The 16,731-nt window shown below is 71.0% G+C and carries 15 protein-coding genes; 12 read left to right on the top strand and 3 right to left on the bottom strand.

Features of this window, described 5'->3' with window-relative positions; genetic code table 11:
* The first annotated feature begins 7 nt into the window (after window positions 1-7).
* On the top strand, window positions 8-1,018 hold the full coding sequence (locus MB1_RS19160; protein WP_218000278.1) for an alpha/beta fold hydrolase: 1,011 nt from the start codon (window positions 8-10) through the stop codon (window positions 1,016-1,018).
* 118 nt (window positions 1,019-1,136) lie between these two features.
* Here MB1_RS19160 and MB1_RS19155 read toward each other — a convergent pair whose 3' ends face one another.
* Window positions 1,137-3,479 (bottom strand): MMPL family transporter, encoded by a 2,343-nt coding sequence (locus MB1_RS19155; RefSeq protein WP_066911158.1) that lies wholly within the window; start codon window positions 3,477-3,479, stop codon window positions 1,137-1,139.
* A 355-nt stretch (window positions 3,480-3,834) separates the two neighbouring features.
* Here MB1_RS19155 and MB1_RS19150 point away from each other — a divergent pair, with 355 nt between their 5' ends.
* Window positions 3,835-4,026 carry a hypothetical protein gene (locus MB1_RS19150; protein WP_066911155.1) on the top strand — a complete coding sequence of 64 codons (192 nt, stop codon included), beginning with the start codon at window positions 3,835-3,837 and terminating at the stop codon, window positions 4,024-4,026.
* Window positions 4,027-4,096: 70 nt separating this feature from the next.
* On the opposite strand, the gene MB1_RS19145 is transcribed toward MB1_RS19150, so the two are convergent.
* Both MB1_RS19145 and MB1_RS19140 read right to left on the bottom strand, forming a co-directional pair.
* The gene (locus tag MB1_RS19145; protein ID WP_066911152.1) at window positions 4,097-4,606 is read right to left on the bottom strand and encodes a SixA phosphatase family protein; all 510 of its coding nucleotides are present in this window, start codon (window positions 4,604-4,606) and stop codon (window positions 4,097-4,099) included.
* A gap of 31 nt (window positions 4,607-4,637) precedes the next feature.
* Window positions 4,638-4,988: a hypothetical protein gene (locus MB1_RS19140; RefSeq protein WP_066911148.1), complete on the bottom strand. Its 351-nt coding sequence runs from the start codon at window positions 4,986-4,988 to the stop codon at window positions 4,638-4,640.
* Between the two features lie 278 nt (window positions 4,989-5,266).
* On the opposite strand from MB1_RS19140, the gene MB1_RS19135 reads away from it, so the two are divergent.
* From MB1_RS19135 to MB1_RS19090, 10 genes are read left to right on the top strand one after another with little or no spacing between them, the layout of a single operon-like run.
* The gene (locus tag MB1_RS19135; RefSeq protein ID WP_066911146.1) at window positions 5,267-6,124 is read left to right on the top strand and encodes a TIGR03084 family metal-binding protein; all 858 of its coding nucleotides are present in this window, start codon (window positions 5,267-5,269) and stop codon (window positions 6,122-6,124) included.
* Complete coding sequence (locus MB1_RS19130) at window positions 6,121-7,875, top strand: acyclic terpene utilization AtuA family protein (RefSeq protein ID WP_439646961.1); 1,755 nt, start codon at window positions 6,121-6,123, stop codon at window positions 7,873-7,875. The genes MB1_RS19135 and MB1_RS19130 overlap by 4 nt, the downstream gene beginning before the upstream one ends.
* Window positions 7,872-9,041, top strand: a complete 1,170-nt coding sequence (locus MB1_RS19125; protein WP_066911143.1) for an acyl-CoA dehydrogenase family protein — start codon at window positions 7,872-7,874, stop codon at window positions 9,039-9,041. Before MB1_RS19130 ends, MB1_RS19125 begins: the two co-directional genes overlap by 4 nt.
* Before the next feature lie 59 nt (window positions 9,042-9,100).
* Entirely contained in the window at window positions 9,101-10,636 is a 1,536-nt protein-coding gene (locus MB1_RS19120) for an acyl-CoA carboxylase subunit beta (protein ID WP_439646962.1), read from the top strand.
* 7 nt (window positions 10,637-10,643) lie between these two features.
* On the top strand, window positions 10,644-12,683 hold the full coding sequence (locus tag MB1_RS19115; RefSeq protein ID WP_245650263.1) for an ATP-binding protein: 2,040 nt from the start codon (window positions 10,644-10,646) through the stop codon (window positions 12,681-12,683).
* A complete protein-coding gene (locus tag MB1_RS19110; RefSeq protein ID WP_066911134.1) occupies window positions 12,680-13,870 on the top strand; it encodes an acyl-CoA dehydrogenase family protein in 1,191 nt (396 codons plus the stop codon). Before MB1_RS19115 ends, MB1_RS19110 begins: the two co-directional genes overlap by 4 nt.
* A gap of 11 nt (window positions 13,871-13,881) precedes the next feature.
* Window positions 13,882-14,718: an enoyl-CoA hydratase family protein gene (locus tag MB1_RS19105; protein ID WP_084352210.1), complete on the top strand. Its 837-nt coding sequence runs from the start codon at window positions 13,882-13,884 to the stop codon at window positions 14,716-14,718.
* Window positions 14,708-15,412, top strand: coding sequence for a TetR/AcrR family transcriptional regulator (locus MB1_RS19100; RefSeq protein ID WP_066911131.1), 705 nt, complete (start codon window positions 14,708-14,710; stop codon window positions 15,410-15,412). Before MB1_RS19105 ends, MB1_RS19100 begins: the two co-directional genes overlap by 11 nt.
* Before the next feature lie 10 nt (window positions 15,413-15,422).
* Window positions 15,423-15,995, top strand: a complete 573-nt coding sequence (locus MB1_RS19095) for a DUF3558 domain-containing protein (protein ID WP_245650262.1) — start codon at window positions 15,423-15,425, stop codon at window positions 15,993-15,995.
* Window positions 15,992-16,588, top strand: coding sequence for a DUF3558 domain-containing protein (locus MB1_RS19090; protein WP_066911129.1), 597 nt, complete (start codon window positions 15,992-15,994; stop codon window positions 16,586-16,588). The genes MB1_RS19095 and MB1_RS19090 overlap by 4 nt, the downstream gene beginning before the upstream one ends.
* Window positions 16,589-16,731: the final 143 nt, after the last annotated feature.

Genomic DNA, 16,731 nt, shown 5'->3' with positions numbered 1-16,731 from the left:
TATTGGAATGAGGTGTCGCGATCGATCCCCGGGGGTCCGCCGACGGTGGCCGGTCCTGCTGCTCGTGCTGGTGGTGGTCTCGGTGACGGTCAACCTCTGGCAGTGGTGGGGCGGCCGCGATCGGATCGGCCAGTGGCGCGGTGCCGACGCCCTGGCCGGCTATACCCGCGCCTACGATGCGGCGATGGCCGGTATGCCGACGCCGACCGAGGTGCGCGATGTGCCGGTCTCCTACGGCACGGTGCGGGCCTACCTGTTCGCGCCGGCCGATCCGGAGCGCGCCGCGCGCACCCCGATCGTGCTGCTGCCCGGCTGGGGATCGGGCACGCCGATGTGGTCGACCAATCTGCCGGGTCTGGTGGCGCAGCGTCCGGTCTGGGCCTTCGACGCGATCGGTGATGCCGGGATGAGCGTGCAATCGGCGCCGATACCGGAGGCGGTCGATCAGGCGATCTGGGTGGACGAGACGTTGGCGGGTCTCGGGGTCGAGCGGGCCCATATCGTCGGGCATTCGTTCGGCGGGTGGTTGGCCACGAATCTGGCGGTCCATCGCCCGCAGCGGGTGGCGAGCCTGGCGCTGCTCGAACCGGTCCAGGTGGTCACCGGGCTGCGGTGGCAGGTGATCGTCTCGTCGATCCCGGCGACGCTGCCCGTCCTCCCGCAGTCCTGGCGGGACGCGGCGTTGGCGGATATCGGCGGGGCCGAGTCGATCGATCGGGACGATCCGGTCACCGCGATGATCGCCGCCGGGACCGCCGGATATCAGCCGCGGCGCAGCTTCCCCGCCCGCCCGTCCGATGCGCAGCTGCGGGCGCTGTCGATGCCGGTGCTGCTGGTGATGGCGGGCGACAGCGCCGTCAACAGCGACCCGGCGGGTGCGGTCGACCGGGCCTACACACTGATCCCCGAGGTGACCGCCTCGGTGGTGCCGGGGGCGACCCATTCGCTGCCGATGGAGCAGCCGGGGTCGATCGACGCCGCGATCCTCGACCTCGCCCGCGACGCCGACCGGCGCTGAACCCGCCGCCGGCCGGCGCTGAACCCGCCGCCGGCCGGCGCTGAACCCCGCCGCCGACCGGCGCTGAACCCGCCGCCGGCCGGCCGATCGAACCGGGCAGGCCATCCGGTTGCGGTGGTTACGACCCGGTCGACGGGGCCGAGCCGGTGGTGGCGGGTTCGGCCGCCTCGGACGACGCGGCGCCGACCGAATCGGCGGCGTCGCCGTCGGCGGGGGTCGTCTCCGCCGCGGTATCGGCTTCTGCTGCGAGATCGGCCTCGGTCGGCTCGCCGGTCTCCGGCGACGCGCTGGGGTCCTCCGCCCCGTCGGTCGGCGCCGGGGCGATCGCCGCCGGATCGGCCGGCTCGTCGCCGGTACCGCGCTCGCCGACCTTGGCGTTGAGACCGCCGAGGACCGGAACCAGCCACGCCGGCGCCCACCAATTCCAGCGGCCGAGCAGCGCCATCAGCGAGGGAACCAGGAAGAGGCGGATGACGAAGGCGTCGATCAGCACCGCGACCGCGACACCGATGCCCAGGATCTTGATGAACACCAGGCTCGAGGTCGCGAAGGCGCCGATCGCCACCGCCAGCAGGATCGCGGCCGCGGTGACCACCGAGCCGGTGCGCTGCAGTCCCAGCGCCACCGCCTCCGTCGGCGGTATCCCGGAGTCGACGTATTCCTTGATGCGGGTCAACAGGAACACCGAATAGTCGGTGGACAGGGCCAGCACGATGACGCCGAGCAGCAGCGGCTGCGTCGAGTCGAGCGCGTGCTGGGAGGTGTAGTCCAGCAGGCCTTCGAACCGGCCGTCCTGGAAGATCAGCACCAGGACGCCGAACGTCGCCGACAACATCAGCGCGCTCATCAACGCCGATTTCAGCGGCAGGATCACCGACATCGTCATCACCATCAACGTGCCGATCGAGATCATCAGCAGCAGGATGATCACCGGCGCCAGGCGGTGGCGCAGGTCGGTCCGCAGGTCGATATACGAGGCGGTCTGCCCGCCGACCATGCCGTAGCTGCCGACGGTCTGTTTCACCTGTCGGACGGCGGCGACCGCGGCCGGGTCGAGGGCGTCGACGTCGATACCGAAGGGCACCCAGATGCGTCCGCTGTCGAGCGTCAGCGGTGGCCCGGTCAGCGAGATGTGGTCGATCTCGGCGATCCGGTCGATCGGCGCCGTCGAGTACAGCAGCGCGTAACCGGTGGCGTGCGGCAGGTCGAAGTCGTTCGCGACGGCCTCGGAGACCACCCGAGCGGACGAGGTCGCCGGCAGCAGATCCGCCGAGACGCCGGTGAAGGCGACCCGCAGGAAGGGCAGACCGGCGACGATCAATACCGCGGCGGAGACCACCGCGACCAGCAGGGCGCGCCGGGTCACCCAGTGCGAGAGGCGATACCAGCCGCCCGATGCCGCCCGCGATTCGTCGTCCGACCGCGCGGCGCGGCGGCGCAGCGCGCGGATCGACAGCCAGTCGAGCCGCTTGCCCAGCGTCACCAGCAGGACCGGCAACACCACGGTGGCGAAGATCCCGGCGAAGGTCGCGGCCAGGGCGCCGCCGATGCCCATCGAGTACAGGAAGCGCTGCGGAAAGATCGTCAGACAGATCAACGACAGCGCGACGATCGTCGCACTGGAGGCGATCGTGCGGCCGGCGGTGCGCAGCGCTCGACGGACCGCCTCGGCCGGCTCGAAGCCGCGCCCGATCTCCTCGCGGTAGCGGTAGAGCATCAGCAGCGTGTAGTCGATCGTCAGGCCCATTCCCAGGCCCATGGTGATGTTCAGTGCGAACGTGGAGAGGTTCAATTCGCTGTTGATCGTCACCAACAGTCCGAAGGTGGACACGATGGTGAACGCGCCGCCGATCACCGGCAGCAGTGCGGATATCAGTCCGCCGAATATCAGGAACGCCAGAATGAAAACGACCGGGAAGGCGATCATCTCGGCGCGCACGAGATCCTGCGGCACCATCTGATTGAGCTCGTAGTTGGCCATCAGGGTGCCGCCGACCCGGATATCGGGAAGCGTCGCGAGGTCGGCGTCGATGTCCTCGGCGATCGCGACCTCGTCGGTGGCCGCGTAGGGGGCGAGCCGGCCGATGATCACCGTCGCATCGCCGGAGGTCGAGACGTACGTGGCGTCGCGGTCGGTCAGATAGGACGTCGAGTCGACGACATAGGGGGATTGGTCGAGCTGTCGGACGACGTCCTGGATACGCCGGGTCGACTCGAGGCTGGTGACCGGGCTGTCCAGCGGTTGGATCACGATGACGTTCGCATCGGGATCGATCCCGGTGGACGCCGCGATCTCGTTGCGGGACACCACATTCGGCGACCGGGGATTCTCGAAGTCGTGTGAGGAGGAGGTCAGTTTCTCCAGCCCGGGCATCAGATAGCCGCAGAGCCCGAGCCAGACGATCACCAGCAGGGCGAACAGCAACCGGTGGGTGCGCGACCACTCGTAGAAGCGGACCATGCCTATCGACGCTCCGAACGGCCGATCGGGCCGGACGTTCGATACCGAAGCACGCCTGACACGCGCCGAACCGGTCCGTCGGTGACGCTTCTACCGATCATTGTGGTCCCCCTACCCAGTATCCCCACCGGGAAACACTAGCGAACCGGTGTCCACGGCGGGTGCGGGCGCGGGGGTGCCGAGGCCCGCTCGGCGATTCGGGCCATTGTTGCGCATTCATTTATGGTTCTTGGGGATTCGCGCATTCCATTGTTGGATCGGCGGCCGGCCCGGTGTCGCCGTTGTCGGATGATCCGCGATGGCGGGAACGTCCGTATCGTGGGTGGTGCGGGGTCGCAACCGGAGGAGGACTCGCATGGCGGGTAACAATGTCGATCGAACGAAGGCAGCGCTCGATACGGTGCGCGAGAGCCCGGGGATCACGGCGATCGCCGTCGCCCCGGTGCTGGTGGGTTTCGGCGCGATCTGGCTGATCGCCGGCTTCGGCTGGGCGATTCTGGCGTTGCTCGGTGTCGCGGTGGTCGCGGGGGTCAAGTTCTACCGCTGACCGTCCGTATCGACCCGGTCGCCGTCGACGGTGGCCCGAACCGGCGCCGACCTTCGCGGTCGGCGCCGGTTCAGCGTCCGTGTTGGAAGACCTCGATCAATCGAGAGGCGCCCGGAGTCAGCGCGTCCCACGGCTGTTCGGTGTCGAGGACCGCGACCGCGGAGGTGGGGAAGCCCGTCGTCACCGAGCGGACCGCCGGCGAGTCGACACCGCCGCCGAGGATCAGCGCGGTCTCCGGTAGTCCCGGAAAGTGGCCGACGACCAGCAGGGTGCGCACGGTCGGCTCGCTCAGCGAGATCTCCTCGAGGATCGTCGCCGGGGTGGCGCCGTAGAGCGCCTCCTCGAATCGGGTCGGCGCGACGATGCCCGTGCGGGACAGCGTCTCGCGCGTACGTGTGGCCGTCGAGCAGATCACCGCGTCGATCGGCGGCAATCGATCGGCCAGCCAGGCACCCGATTCGGCGGCCTGCGCGCGGCCGCGCGCGTTGAGCGGACGTTCGTGATCGGCGACGCCCGGCGGATAGTCCGACTTCCCGTGCCGCATCAGCACCAGAAGTCGGACCTGCTCCGACGGGGTCATCGGGATCGCGTCGTCGAGCGGGGGCCGGCCATCACCGGGTTTCGAGCCACACGGGCCAGGCCGGCGGTGCGATCTCCCACTGCGTCGGCAGGGTCTGGCAGGAGACGATCGAGGCCTCCAGCGGGGAGACCCACGGTCCGGCCAGCGGCTCGCTGCGCACAAAGCCGCCGAAGACGCTCGCGCCGCACTGGGCGATCACCCGATGCTGACCGTCGCCGCCGCCGGGGCACCACGACAGGCCGCCGATCACACCGGATACCGCCACACATCCCTGGGGTGCGGCCTGCGCCTCGCCGGCGCCCGCCAGCAGGCTCGCTCCGGCGGTGGCCGCCAGGGTCGCCGTCGCCAAGCCGGCCCGCAGCATCCAACGCTTCGCTGTCATCTCTCACCTCGTCACTGTTCGGGCCCGCTCGAGGTGGGGCCGCTGCACCGTCGGTTCGCGGCGTGCCGTGCGGCGACGCCGTACCGGTTACCGGACAGCCGGGAATCTACCCGTCCCGTCGCCCGGCTTTTGCCGGTCGGCGAATTTGGCGGCCGATCCGCCGGTCGCGCCGCAGATGTGGAGGCGGTCGACGACTTGTTCCTGCCGGAAGGCGGGCGTCGGGAAGAAAGCAATCATTCATGCTTGCTTTTTTCTGGTGCCGCTGCCACGCTGACGATGTGGCGGACACAACACTGCTCATCGCGGACCTCGAGGCCGAGGGCGCGGACCTCGACGCCGTTGTCGCTTCTCTCGCTCCGACCGAGTGGCTCAGGGATACCCCTGCCGTCGGCTGGACGATCGCCGACCAGATCGGCCACCTCGCCTGGACCGACGATGTCGCACGTGATGCGGTGGGGACCGCGACGGGCGACGAGGCCGCCGCGGCGCGGTTTGCCGAACGGATGGCGACCGCCGCGCAGCGCGGCATGGCGATCGTGGATATCGGTGCCCACGAGTGGGCGGGCCTGGAGGTCGACGTCCTGCTCGACCGGTGGCGCGCCGGCCGCGCCGCCCTGGCGGCGGCGCTCGGGAACGTGCCCTCGGGCGTCAAGATCCCGTGGTTCGGCCCGCCGATGAGCGCCGCGTCGATGGTCACCGCGCGGCTGATGGAGACCTGGGCGCACGGCTGCGACGTCGTCGACACGCTCGGCATCGAACGGGCCGCGACCGACAGGTTGCGCGCGGTCGCTCACCTGGGGGTGCGCACCCGCGACTTCGCCTTCCGGGTCCGCGAGCTCGAGCCGCCGGCCGAGGAGTTCCGGGTCGAGATCACCGGACCGAACGGGGACGTGTGGACCTGGGGGCCGGCGGACGCCGCCCAGCGCGTCACCGCCGACGCCCTCGCCTTCTGCCGGCTGGTCACCCAGCGCGGCGACGCGTCCGAGGTGCACGCCGACGGGGCGGACGCGCGGACCTGGTTGACGATCGCCCAGGCCTTCGCCGGGCCGCCCGGACCCGGACGTACGTCCGCCGAGCAGCCCGGACGCACGTCCGCCGATCAGCCCGCGACCGCCGACACGGCAGGGGGTGCGTGATGACCCGACCGCTCACCCCGCCCGACGGCCGCCCGCTGCGGATCGCCAATTGCTCCGGCTTCTACGGCGACCGCCTGGCGGCGATGCGCGAGATGGTCGACTACGGCGAGGTCGATGTGATCACCGGCGACTACCTCGCCGAGCTGACGATGCTGATCCTCGCCCGCGGCCGGCTGAAGGACCCGGACGCCGGGTACGCCACCACCTTTGTGCGGCAGCTCTCCGACTGCCTCGCCGACGCGACCGCGAAGGGGATCCGCATCGTCGCCAACGCCGGTGGGCTCAACCCGGCGGGGCTGGCACAGCGGATCCGCACGATCGCCGCCGACCAGGGCATCGAGGTCACCGTCGCACACGTCGAGGGTGACGACCTGACCGGCCGCGCCGCCGATCTCGGCCTCGGCACCCCACTGACCGCCAACGCCTATCTCGGCGCCTTCGGCATCGCCGAGGCGCTGCGCCGCGGCGCCGACGTCGTGGTGACCGGTCGGGTGACCGACGCGTCGCTGACCGTCGGCCCGGCGATCGCCGCCTTCGGCTGGGGGCCCGAGGATCTCGACGCGCTCGCCGGCGCCACCGTCGCCGGGCACGTCATCGAATGTGGCACCCAGGCGACCGGCGGCAACTACTCGCACTTCACCGAACTGCCCGATCTGCTGCACGCCGGCTTTCCGATCGCCGAGGTCGCCGCCGACGGAAGTGTGGTGATCACCAAAGCCCCCGGCACGTCGGGGGCGGTCACCGTCGGCACGGTCACCGAACAGCTGCTCTACGAAATCGGCGGCGCCCGTTACGCCGGACCCGACGTCACCACCCGCATCGATACCGCCGTCCTTCGGCAGGACGGCCCGGATCGGGTGGCGATCACCGGGGTGCGCGGCGAGCCGGCGCCGCCGACGATCAAGGTCTCCCGCAACCTGCTCGGCGGGTTCTACAACGAGATGACCTTCGTGCTCACCGGATTGGATATCGAGGCGAAGGCCGCGCTGGTGCGCGCCCAACTCGACGACGCGCTCGCCGCGGCGCCGCCGAAGGACATCCGGTACACCCTGGCCCGCACCGACCATCCGGACGCCGCCGACCAGCAGACCGCCTCCGCGTTGTTGCACGTCGCGGTGCGCGACACCAACGCCGACACTGTCGGTCGCCGATTCTCCTCCGCCGGAATCGAACTCGCGTTGGCGAGCTACCCCGGCTTCTCCGCGACCGCCCCGCCCGGCAAGGAGAGCCCCTACGGCGTCTTCGATCCCGGCTGGGTCGAGCGGGACGCGATCGAACAGGTGGTGGTGATCGGCGGGGAGCGCATCGACATCCCGTCCGGGCCGGCGGTCACGGTCGCACTCGAGGCGGTCGCCGAGCCGTCCGTGCCGGCGTTCGATCCGTCGGGCGAGACCGTCCGGGCGCCGCTCGGCGCGGTCGCCGGCGCCCGCTCCGGCGACAAGGGCGGCAATGCCAACGTCGGCGTCTGGGTGCGCGACGACGACGCCTACCGCTGGTTGGTCGACTATCTGACGGTCGACCGGGTGCGCGAACTGCTACCCGAAACCGCGGAACTGCCGATCGAGCGGCATCTGCTGCCGAACCTGCGGGCGATCAACCTGGTGCTGATCGGGGTGCTGGGGGAGGGGGTCGCCTCGCGCGCCCGATTCGACCCGCAGGCCAAGGGAATCGGCGAATGGCTCCGATCCCGTCACGTCGACATTCCCCGAACCCTGTTGGGCTCGGCCGACATCCCGGAGGATCACCGGTGAGCGTATGGACCACCCCGGAGCGCCTCGCCCTGCGCGCGAGCGTCCGAAGCTTCGCGCAACGCGAGATCCTGCCCGATCTCGGCACCTGGGAACGCGAGGGCGAGTTGCCGCGCTCGCTGCACCTGGCGGCGGGCAAGGCCGGGCTGCTGGGCATCGGCTTCCCCGTCGAGGTCGGCGGCCAGGGCGGCGACGTCATCGACGCGACGATCCTCGCCGAGGAATTGCACGAAGCCGGCTGCTCCGGCGGACTGCTCGCCTCGCTGTTCACCTGCGGGATCGCGGTGCCGCACCTGATCAACGCCGGGGACGCCCGGCAGATCGACCGCTGGGTCGCCCCGACGCTCGCCGGCGAGAAGATCGGCTCGCTGGCGATCACCGAACCGGGCGGCGGCTCCGACGTCGGCCACATCACCACCACCGCCCGCCGCGACGGCGACCACTTCGTCGTCAACGGGTCCAAGACGTTCATCACCTCCGGCTGCCGCGCCGACTTCGTCGTCACCGCGGTGCGCACCGGCGGCCCCGGCGCCGGCGGGGTCTCGCTGCTGGTGGTCGAGGCCGGCACGCCGGGTTTCACCGTCACCCGCAAGCTCGACAAGATGGGGTGGCGCTGCTCGGATACCGCCGAACTGAGCTACGTCGATGTCCGGGTACCGGTCGAGAACCTGGTCGGCGCACCGGAATCCGGGTTCGCCCAGATCGCCGGGGCCTTCGTCACCGAGCGGGTCGCCCTCGCGGTGCAGGCCTACTCCGGCGCCCAGCGCTGCCTCGACCTGGCGACGCAGTGGTGCCGCGATCGGGAGACCTTCGGCAAGCCGCTGATCGCCCGACAGGCCGTGCAGAACACCCTCGCCGATATGCACCGCCGCATCGACGTCGCCCGGGTCTACTCCCGCTCGGTGGCCGAGCGGTACGCCGCGGGGGAGCGCGACCTGATCGCGGAGGTCTGCCACGCCAAGAACACCGCCGTCGAGGCCGGTGAATGGGTCGCCAGCCAGGCGGTGCAGCTCTTCGGTGGGCTCGGCTACATGTCCGACAGCGAAGTGGAACGGCAGTACCGGGATATGCGCATCCTCGGCATCGGCGGCGGGACCACCGAGATCCTGACCGCGTTGGCCGCCAAGCGCCTCGGCTTCGCGCCGCAGCCGGCGGGGGCGGCCCGATGACCGCCCTGCGCACCCGCATCGACGCGACCTCCGGCGACTACGCCGGGCACAGCGCCGCGATGCTCGACAAGCTCGGCGAGATCACCGCACAGCACGAGGTGGCCGTCGCCGGCGGCGGCGAACGCAGCGTCACCCGCCACCGCGACCGCGGCAAGATGACCGCCCGCGAACGGATCGATCTGCTGGTCGACCCGGACAGCCCCTTCCTCGAGCTCGCACCGCTCGCCGGCTTCGGCAGCCAGTTCACCGTCGGCGCCTCCGTGGTCTGCGGGATCGGGGTGGTCGACGGGGTCGAGTGCATGATCGTCGCCAACGATCCGACGATCAAGGGCGGCACCAGCAACCCGTGGACGCTGCGCAAGATCCTGCGCTGCAACGACATCGCGCTGCAGAACCGGCTGCCGATGATCTCGCTGGTCGAATCCGGCGGCGCGGACCTGCCCACCCAGAAGGAGGTCTTCGTCCCCGGCGGCCGGCTCTTCCGGGACCTGACGCGACTGTCGAAGGCCGGCATCCCCACCATCGCGATCGTCTTCGGCAACTCGACCGCCGGCGGTGCCTACGTGCCCGGCATGTCGGACCACGTCGTGATGATCGAGGGGCGCTCCAAGGTCTTCCTGGCCGGGCCGCCGCTGGTGAAGATGGCCACCGGCGAGGAGGCCGACGAGGAATCCCTCGGCGGGGCGCGCATGCACGCCACCGTCTCCGGACAGGCCGACTACTACGCCCTCGACGAGCAGGACGCGATCCGCCTCGGCCGCGGCATCGTCGGGCGGCTCAACTGGCGCAAGGCCGGGCCCGCGCCGCGCACCGACGTTCCCGAACCGCTCTACGACACCGAGGAATTGCTCGGCATCGTCCCGCCCGACCTGAAGACCCCGTTCGATCCGCGCGAGGTGATCGCGCGGGTGGTCGACGGCTCCGACTTCGACGAGTTCAAGCCGCTCTACGGTTCGTCGCTGGTCACCGGCTGGGCGCGGGTGCACGGCTACCCGGTGGGCATCCTGGCCAATGCGCGCGGCGTGCTGTTCAGCGAGGAGGCGCAGAAGGCCACCCAGTTCATCCAACTGGCCAACCGCTACGACACGCCACTGCTGTTCCTGCACAACACCACCGGCTACATGGTGGGCAAGGAATACGAGGAGGGCGGGATGATCAAGCACGGCTCGATGATGATCAACGCGGTCTCCAATTCCACCGTCCCGCATATCTCGGTGCTGATCGGCGCCTCCTACGGCGCCGGCCACTACGGCATGTGCGGACGCGCCTACGACCCGCGCTTCCTGTTCGCCTGGCCCTCGGCGAAATCGGCGGTGATGGGCGGCGCCCAGCTCGCCGGGGTGCTCTCGATCGTCACCCGCGCCGCCGCGGCCGCCCGCGGCACGGCCTTCGACGAGGACGGCGACGCCGCGATGCGCGCGATGGTCGAGCACCAGATCGACGCGGAATCGCTGCCGACGGTCATGTCGGGCCTGCTCTACGACGACGGCGTGATCGACCCCCGCGATACCCGCACGGTGCTCGGAATATGCCTGTCCGCCATCGCCAACGGACCGATCGAGGGCACCGACGCGTTCGGTGTCTTCCGGATGTGAGGCTCTCGTGACCGCCACCGCAGAAACCCCCGCAGAAGCTCCGCTGTCCATCGCCGTCGCGCCGATCTCCTCGGTGCTGGTGGCCAACCGCGGCGAGATCGCCCGCCGCGTCTTCGCCACCTGCCGGCGCACCGGCCGTGGCGCGGTGGCCGTCTTCTCCGACCCGGACGCCGACGCCCCCTTCGTCGCGGAGGCGGACGCCGCGGTCCGGCTGCCCGGCGACGGCCCGGCCGATACCTATCTGCGCGGCGACAAGGTGATCGCCGCGGCGCTCGCTGCCGGCGCCGACGCGATCCACCCCGGCTACGGATTCCTCTCCGAGAACACCGGATTCGCTCGCGCGGTGCTCGCCGCCGGGCTGACCTGGATCGGCCCGCCGCCGGCGGCGATCGACGCGATGGGCTCGAAGATCGAGTCGAAGAAGTTGATGGCTGCCGCCGGGGTGCCGGTGCTGCCCGAGCTCGACCCCGCCGCGGTGACCGAGGCGGATCTGCCGGTGCTGATCAAGGCGTCCGCCGGCGGCGGTGGGCGCGGCATGCGGATCGTCGGCACGCTCGCGGAGCTGCCCGAAGCGGTCGAATCGGCCCGGCGCGAGGCGAGGTCGGCCTTCGGTGACGAGGCGGTCTTCTGCGAACGATATCTGCCGCGCGGCCGGCATATCGAGGTGCAGGTGATGGCCGACGCCGCCGGCACCGTCTGGGCGATCGGCGAGCGGGAATGCTCGCTGCAACGCCGCCATCAGAAGGTTGTCGAGGAAGCGCCGTCGCCGCTGGTCGAGCAGCAGCCGGGGATGCGCGAGAAGCTCTTCGACGCCGCGCGCACCGCGGCGGGCGCGATCTCCTATCTGGGCGCCGGCACCGTCGAATTCCTCGCCGAGGACGACGGCAGCTTCTGGTTCCTCGAGATGAATACCCGCCTGCAGGTGGAACATCCGGTCACCGAGGCCACCTCCGGCCTCGACCTGGTCGACCTGCAGTTGCGGATGGCCGAAGGGGATTTGCTGGGGCCCGAACCGCCCGCCTCGACCGGCCACGCGATCGAGGTGCGGCTCTACGCGGAGGAACCCGCCCGCGACTGGTCGCCGCGCACCGGGCTGCTGCACCGCTTCGAGGTGCCCGGCGCGCGCGTGGCGTTCGACATCCCGCCCGGCGACCAGTGGGTGCGCCTGGACTCCGGAGTCGAGGACGGTTCGCTGATCGGCGTGCATTACGACCCGATGCTCGCGAAGGTGATCGCCCGCGCGCCGAGCCGCCGACGCGCCGCGGCCCTGCTCGCGGACGCCCTCGACCGCGCCGTCCTGCACGGCCCGATCAACAACCGGGAGTTGCTGATCGCGATCCTGCGGGAATCGGACTTCCTGGCCGGTCGCATCGACACCGCCTACTTCGACACCCACCCCGACGTGGTCGCCGCCGACCGCGGCGGGGCGGCGACGGCCGAATCGGCGGCCGCGGTGGCGCTGGCCGACGCCCACCTCGCCCGCAGCGGCAGCGGCCTGCTCGCCTCGGTCCCGGCGGGCTGGCGTTCGGTCGCCGGCCCCGCGGCGGTGCGGCGGTACCGCGCCGGCGAGGACGAGGTCGCCGTCCGCTATCGGCGCACCCGCCCCGGATGGACGCTCGAGGACCTGCCGGACGTCGCGGTGATCGCGGTGACGCCGGACCGGGTCGACCTCGAGACCGACGGGGTGCGCCGCAGCTACCGGATCGCCCGGTACGGGGCGAGCCGCTTCGTCGACTCCCCGCGCGGCAGTGTGCATCTCGAGCAGGTGGAACGGTTCGTCGACCCGTCGACCGCGGTCGCATCCGGGTCGCTGCTCGCGCCACTGCCCGGCGCGGTGGTACGGGTCGCCGTCGCGATCGGCGACCGGGTGGAGAAGGGCACATCGATCCTCTGGTTGGAGGCGATGAAGATGGAGCACGTCATCACGGCACCGGAATCCGGTGTGGTGAGCGAACTTCCGGTTCAGGTCGGATCGCGCGTCGAGGTCGACGCCGTCCTGGCCGTCATCGAACCGGTCGACAACGCCGAACAGGAGAACGATCGATGACCGCAGCGCAGATCAACCCGTTCGTGGAGACCGACGAGCGCAAGCAACTGCGCGCCGCGGTCGCCGCCCTCGGCGAGACCTACGGCCAGGACTACTTCATGGCCAAGGCCCGCAACGGTGAGAAGCTCGACGAACTGTGGAGCGAGGCAGGCAAACTCGGCTTCCTGGGGGTCAACCTGCCCGAGGAGTACGGCGGCGGCGGGGCCGGCATGTACGAGCTGTCGCTGGTGCTCGAGGAGCTGTCCGCGGCCGGCTCCGGGCTGTTGATGATGGTGGTCTCCCCGGCGATCTGCGGCACGATCATCAGCCGCTTCGGCACCGAGACCCAGAAGCAGCGGTGGCTGCCGGGCCTGGCGGACGGCACGTTCACCATGGCCTTCGGCATCACCGAACCGGACGCCGGCTCCAACGCCCACCGCATCATCACCACCGCCCGCCGCGACGGCGACGCCGGCACCGAACACGACTGGCTGCTGACCGGCCGCAAGATCTACATCTCCGGTGTCGATCAGGCCGACGCGGTGCTGATCGTCGGCCGCACCGAGGACGCCAGGACCGGCAAGCTGGCGCCGGCGCTCTTTGTCGTCCCCACCGACGCACCCGGCTTCACCTACCAGCCGATCCCGATGGACCTGCTGACCCCGGAGAAGCAGTTCATGCTCTTCATGGACGACGTGCGACTGCCCTACGACGCCCTGGTCGGCCAGGAGGACGCGGCGCTGTTGCAGTTGTTCGCCGGACTCAACCCCGAGCGCATCATGGCGGCCGCGATGGCCGTCGGCCTCGGCCGCTTCGCCCTGGCCCGCGCGACCCGTTACGCCAAGGAACGCCAGGTGTGGAAGGCTCCGATCGGCGCCCACCAGGCGATCGCCCACCCGCTGGCCAAGGGCAAGATCGAACTCGAACTGGCCAAGCTGATGATGCAGAAGGCCGCCCTGCTCTACGACGCCGGCGACGACATGGGCGCCGCCGAGGCCGCGAATATGGCCAAATACGCGGCCGCCGAGGCGAGCATCGGACTGGTCGACGCCGCGGTGCACACCCTCGGTGGCAGCGGTCTGACCACCGAATACGGAATGGCGCCGCTGCTGGCGATGTCCCGGATCGCGCGGGTCGCGCCGGTCAGCCGCGAGATGGTGCTCAACTTCGTCGCGCAGACCAGCCTCGGTCTGCCGAAGTCCTACTGAAGGAGCGTGCGGTGACCGATACGGCCGAGCGGCGGACCGATCCGGTGGGCTACCGCGTCGAGGGTGGGGCGGCGATCCTGACCCTCGACTCGCCCGCCAACCGCAACGCCCTGTCGACGGCGCTGGTCACCGGACTGGTCGACGGCTTCGCCGCCGCCGCGGCCGACCCCGACGTGCGGGTGGTGGTGCTCACCCACACCGGGAAGACCTTCTGCGCCGGGGCCGACCTGCGCGAGGTCGGGGCCACCCCGGCGCTGCGCACCGAGCAGATGGTGCGGCTGCTGCGGGCGATCCTCGAGCTGCCCAAGGCGGTGATCGGCCGCATCGACGGGCACGTGCGCGCCGGCGGGATGGGATTGGTCGGCGCCTGCGACATCGTCGTCGCCGGCCCGAACGCCACCTTCGGGCTGACCGAGTCGCGTATCGGGGTATCACCGGCGATCATTTCCCTCACGCTGTTGCCGGTTCTCGATCCGCGCGCCGCCGGTCGCTACTTTCTGACCGGGGAGAGTTTCGACGCGCGGGAGGCCCGGCGCATCGGGCTGATCACCGAGGCCGTCGACGACACCGAGAAGGAGGTGGACCGATTGATCGCGGAGTTTCGTGCCGTCTCACCGCAGGGTATGGCGGAGTCGAAGAAGCTGGTCAACGCCGCCGTCCTCGACGGTTTCGACGAACGCGCGAAGGACCTGGCGGCGACGTCGGCGCGGCTGTTCGGTACCGAGGAGGCCGCCGAGGGGATGTTGGCCTTCCTGCAACGTCGACCGCCGCGCTGGGCGGCCGCGCCGGCCGACGCCGCGGCCGAACCGGCGGCCCCAGCCGAACCGGCGACGCCGCATGGTGGCTGACCGGACCGCGGTGCGGGCACCGAAACAGGACCGATCCCGGCTGACCCGCGACCGCATCCTCGCCGCGGCGATCGACACCCTGGCCGACTCCGGCTGGAATGCGACGACCGTCGCGCTGGTCGCCGAACGCGCCGGGGTCTCCCGCGGCGCGGCCCAGCACCACTTCCCGACCCGCGAGGACCTGATCACCGCGGCGCTCGAGTACATGTTCGACGAGCGGTTCGGGCAGGCCCGCATCGAGGCCGCCCGCATCGACAACCCGAGCGAGCCGAGCACCGAAGCGGTCGTCTCGCGGGTGATCGACTACTACACCGGGCCGCTGTTCCGCGCGGCCCTGCAGGTGTGGACCGCCGCCGCGGCCGACCCGGACCTGCGGGCGCGGATCGTGCCGCTCGAGGAACGCTTCGGCCGCGAGGCCCACCACATGGCCGTTCGGGCGCTGGGCATCGACCCGGCCGACCCGGTCGCCCACCGGCTCGTCCAGGCCACCCTCGACCTCGCCCGCGGGCTGGGGCTGGCGAACCTGCTCACCGACGACAGCCGTCGGCGCGGCGAGATCGTGCGCGCCTGGGCCGCCCAGCTCGATCAGGTCCTCGCCCGGCCCCGCGAGGTCGTCCCCCCGCCGTCGGGCCGATCGGTCGAGCCGCTCGGACCGACCGGTCGAACGGAGGAACCCGGAGGCCTCGCTCGGTAGGGTGATGCCCGTGGTGGAACACCCTCGACCGGCGCGGCGACGGTTCGGTGCGGTCGGCGCGCTGCTGGCGACGGTCCTGGTGCTCGGTGCCTGCGGTTCCGGCGGCTCCGACGAGTCCTCCGATTCCGATGCCGGGGTCGATTCGTCGGAGACCGATACGCAGGCCGGCCCGTTCTTCGGTGAATGCGGCTCGGTGACCGACGACGAGGTCGTCTCGCTGATGGGGGTGACCGCCTTCGACCTGATCACCCGCGATTCGGTCGGCTGCTCCTGGGAGATCACGGGGGAGGCGATGCCGTCGGTGGCCTTCTCCTGGTACCGCGGCAGCCCGATCGCGCGGGAACGGGCCGGCTCCGAGATGATCGGACGCCCCGCCGAGGACATCGAGGTCGACGGGCACCCGGGGTTCCAGGGCGTCGGATACTCCGCGCTGACCGGGGCGGCGGTGCTCTGCGAGATCGGGATCGACTTCGGCGCCGACTTCCAGCACTGGTCGATCAACTACGGCGCGACCCCGCCCGCCGCCGACCCCTGCGAGGTCGCCCGCGAACTGGCCCAGCTGTCGATCGGACGGTCGCAGTGACCGGCCGCGCCCCGACCGGACATGCGCTGCCCGGACACGCACTGTCCGGTCGCGCACTGCCCGGCCGGCTGCTGGTCGTCTGGGCCGTCCTGCTGCTGGTGCTCACCGGCTGCGGTCGGCAGATCGAGGGCACCGCGGTCGCCGAGGGGACCTATCCCGATCCGGGGTCGACCTCCGGCGGGATCCCCGACGACGTCCTGCGCGAATGCGAGCTGGTCGATCCCGAGCAGATCGCCGCCGCCATCGGCTCCGACTCCCTCCGGCACGCCTTCTACGGGGCGATCTGCCGGTGGGACGCCGACGGTCCCACCGGAGTGGTGCGGGTGACGTTCAACTGGTTCGAGAACGGCTCGCTCGACGTCGAACGGGAGACCAATCAGCGACTCGGCTACACGGTGACCGATGTGACCCTCGGCGGTATCGGGGCGCTCCAACTCGCTCAGCCCGACAACCCCTCGTCCTGTGGTGCCGCCGGCGCCGCCCCCTCGCGCGGGGTGATCGGGTGGTGGGTGCACTACCGTCCGGGCACCTCCGCGGACGCCTGCGCGGCCGCGAAGAAGCTCCTGGAATTGTCGGTCAACCGATCGATCTGAGCCCCTCCGGGAGCCCTTTCGGAAGCCCCTACAGGGGCCCCGCGGAGGGGGCGTTTTGACCGTCGGCGCAGCCGGCGCGTACTCTGGACGACCGTGCCCGGAGCGTAAGGCTCAACAGCGTGCTCCGTGTAGGTCAGCGAAAG

Origin of the sequence: Millisia brevis NBRC 105863, from assembly GCF_001552615.1 — a bacterium.
GTDB classification, from domain to species: Bacteria; Actinomycetota; Actinomycetes; order Mycobacteriales; family Mycobacteriaceae; genus Millisia; species Millisia brevis.
The sequence above is the reverse complement of the archived record's forward strand: the minus strand, read 5'-3'. Positions and strand labels throughout refer to the sequence as shown.

Bases quoted from the DNA above. Each gene is read 5' to 3' on its own strand.
- MB1_RS19160 (WP_218000278.1), top strand. From the start codon at position 8: ATGAGGTGTCGCGATCGATCCCCGGGGGTCCGCCGACGGTGGCCGGTC.
- MB1_RS19155 (WP_066911158.1), bottom strand. From the start codon at position 3,479: ATGGTCCGCTTCTACGAGTGGTCGCGCACCCACCGGTTGCTGTTCGCC.
- MB1_RS19150 (WP_066911155.1), top strand. From the start codon at position 3,835: ATGGCGGGTAACAATGTCGATCGAACGAAGGCAGCGCTCGATACGGTG.
- MB1_RS19145 (WP_066911152.1), bottom strand. From the start codon at position 4,606: ATGACCCCGTCGGAGCAGGTCCGACTTCTGGTGCTGATGCGGCACGGG.
- MB1_RS19140 (WP_066911148.1), bottom strand. From the start codon at position 4,988: ATGACAGCGAAGCGTTGGATGCTGCGGGCCGGCTTGGCGACGGCGACC.
- MB1_RS19120 (WP_439646962.1), top strand. From the start codon at position 9,101: ATGCTCGACAAGCTCGGCGAGATCACCGCACAGCACGAGGTGGCCGTC.
- MB1_RS19110 (WP_066911134.1), top strand. From the start codon at position 12,680: ATGACCGCAGCGCAGATCAACCCGTTCGTGGAGACCGACGAGCGCAAG.
- MB1_RS19100 (WP_066911131.1), top strand. From the start codon at position 14,708: ATGGTGGCTGACCGGACCGCGGTGCGGGCACCGAAACAGGACCGATCC.